Raw genomic sequence first — 1,848 nt, 5'->3', positions numbered from 1 at the left:
GAGGCGAGGATGACTTTAACGAACAAGAGCGAAGAACGCTTGAAAACGCAACGGTTGGCTGGTGGAAGTCGAATGGTGTGAGTATGAATGAGGTTGTGACTGATTCATCGTCTCAATCAACTTCTGAAAGTGCAAGTGTTGATAGCAATAAAGCCGCACTTGGAAAAATTGCAGCATTGGCACTTGGTGTTAGTGGAAAGGTTGATGCTAGTGCTACACAAGAGACGGTTTCTAGAGAAAACATGGAATTTAATTCATTGAATGACGTGGCCAGTAAATTCATCGATGAGGCGAATGGTGATGCTCAGCGTCTAGCACAACTAACCAACAACTTTGATAAGTATATTCGTGAATTAAGAGCTGAAGAAACCGAATCAGGCACTTTAACAAGTAATATTAATAATGATGCGGATGATATTATTAAAAAGCAGTAATTAAACCTTGCCTAGACCGTATGATGAGGCGTACGGCTCAATTCCAGAAGCTGCCAAATCGAAATGTTTTTGTTCTGGAGATAAATCATTAGAGTGATCATACTCACTCCAGCCGTTAACAGGGCTTTCAGTTTGTGGCAAGCGTACTAAGCCAGCAAGCGTAATAGCAACACCAACAAAAGTAAAGATGTTGGTATGGCCGTTATAAGCGTAGGCGGTAATTGCTACTGCAAAGACCAGGCCGCCAATAAACATGACGCCGCCTTGAATTCTGTGGCGTTTGTTGATAGCGTCTTGAGATTTCATATTAGCCGTTGGCTCAATCGCTTGAATACTTGGATAGTTGTAGCTTTGCAAAGGTTTGTTAACACTCGCTGACTGAATACTTGCTTTTATATCTTTACTCGTGGTTTGTATATCCGATCTTAAGTCTTGCATATCGCCTTGAGTGGCAATGTTGCTATTTAGGACTTTAAGCTCATTTAGGATTTGTTGTTGCGTGTTCATGATTTTATTGTATGCCTGATTATAAGAAAAGTCAATAATATAGTAGTAGTTATATTATTAATAACTTAGAGCTTTTAGTACTGTTTTTGGCTCTTTGGCTACAACGTTTAATAGTGTTAGTGCAGGACCTCGAGGCGTTCTATCTCCACGCTCCCAATGGCGAAGAGTGCTAACACTAATACCAAAGGCATTGGCAAATTCGTTCTGACTCATATCAGCGATATTAATCCGTATATTTTTTACATCTATAGGCGTTAGATTGTGAACAACGGCTTTTATTTTCTTGCCTTCGGCAAACATTGCGGCTTCGTCTAGCCCTTGTTTAATACTGCTAAAGATATTAGTACTCATTTTTTTACTCCATAACTATTTTTTAATATTTTGGTTAATTTGGTTAACTCATTACACTCAGATTTTGATAAGTTGGTTTTTTCTCCTTTTCCAAATACCGACAGTAAAAATAAAGGCATAGATTTATTGTAATAAAAATAAACCACTCTAACGCCACCACTTTTACCTTTTCCTTGTGCAGACCATCTTAGTTTTCGAATGCCACCAGTTCCTTTTATTAGATCACCAGATTTAACATGTATTGCCAAATAACTAATAAGACCATTTCTTTCTGAAGAATCTAATAATTTACTTGATTTTTTTATAAATTCTGGCAATTCTACTATGGTTTGCATAGTCTTATTATAATCCAATGGATTATAGATGTCAATCTACTATATGCACCCACAACATGCTATTTTTTTTGTGCCTGTGTTTATTAGCGGCAATTTTTTAACCTTATTCCTAGTCACTTCACTATGGAGTAAAGCTTTAAAGTTTATGGTGGGTTCCATGCTCTGGCTAACCACCTGGGGCATTATGAGTGCCGTTGCTCACGCAGGGGTGATGGATGCAG

The 1,848-nt window shown here is 38.1% G+C and carries 5 protein-coding genes; 2 read left to right on the top strand and 3 right to left on the bottom strand.

Annotation, left to right across the window (positions count from 1 at the left end; genetic code table 11):
• A partial coding sequence (locus BTHERMOSOX_RS10825) for a hypothetical protein (protein WP_171004755.1) occupies nucleotides 1–434 on the top strand: 434 nt, incomplete at its 5' end.
• Here BTHERMOSOX_RS10825 and BTHERMOSOX_RS10820 read toward each other — a convergent pair.
• Genes BTHERMOSOX_RS10820 through BTHERMOSOX_RS10810 form a run of 3 tightly spaced genes read right to left on the bottom strand, consistent with a single transcriptional unit; the run spans nucleotide 435 to nucleotide 1,627 of the window.
• On the bottom strand, nucleotides 435–941 hold the full coding sequence (locus tag BTHERMOSOX_RS10820; RefSeq protein ID WP_138121143.1) for an SdpI family protein: 507 nt from the start codon (nucleotides 939–941) through the stop codon (nucleotides 435–437). It lies immediately after the preceding gene.
• Between the two features lie 57 nt (nucleotides 942–998).
• Nucleotides 999–1,292: a helix-turn-helix domain-containing protein gene (locus BTHERMOSOX_RS10815; protein WP_138121142.1), complete on the bottom strand. Its 294-nt coding sequence runs from the start codon at nucleotides 1,290–1,292 to the stop codon at nucleotides 999–1,001.
• Nucleotides 1,289–1,627 carry a type II toxin-antitoxin system RelE/ParE family toxin gene (locus BTHERMOSOX_RS10810; protein WP_138121141.1) on the bottom strand — a complete coding sequence of 113 codons (339 nt, stop codon included), beginning with the start codon at nucleotides 1,625–1,627 and terminating at the stop codon, nucleotides 1,289–1,291. The genes BTHERMOSOX_RS10815 and BTHERMOSOX_RS10810 overlap by 4 nt, the downstream gene beginning before the upstream one ends.
• 28 nt (nucleotides 1,628–1,655) lie before the next feature.
• On the opposite strand from BTHERMOSOX_RS10810, the gene BTHERMOSOX_RS10805 reads away from it, so the two are divergent.
• A partial coding sequence (locus BTHERMOSOX_RS10805) for a hypothetical protein (RefSeq protein ID WP_138121140.1) occupies nucleotides 1,656–1,848 on the top strand: 193 nt, incomplete at its 3' end.

The organism is Bathymodiolus heckerae thiotrophic gill symbiont (assembly GCF_900128515.1).
In the GTDB taxonomy this organism is placed as follows: domain Bacteria; phylum Pseudomonadota; class Gammaproteobacteria; order PS1; family Pseudothioglobaceae; genus Thioglobus_A.
Note: the sequence above shows the minus strand (reverse complement) of the source record. Positions and strands in the feature narration are given on the sequence as shown.

Excerpts from the sequence above, each read along its gene's own strand:
- BTHERMOSOX_RS10820 (WP_138121143.1), bottom strand. The coding sequence starts at position 941 with ATGAACACGCAACAACAAATCCTAAATGAGCTTAAAGTCCTAAATAGC.
- BTHERMOSOX_RS10815 (WP_138121142.1), bottom strand. The coding sequence starts at position 1,292 with ATGAGTACTAATATCTTTAGCAGTATTAAACAAGGGCTAGACGAAGCC.
- BTHERMOSOX_RS10810 (WP_138121141.1), bottom strand. The coding sequence starts at position 1,627 with ATGCAAACCATAGTAGAATTGCCAGAATTTATAAAAAAATCAAGTAAA.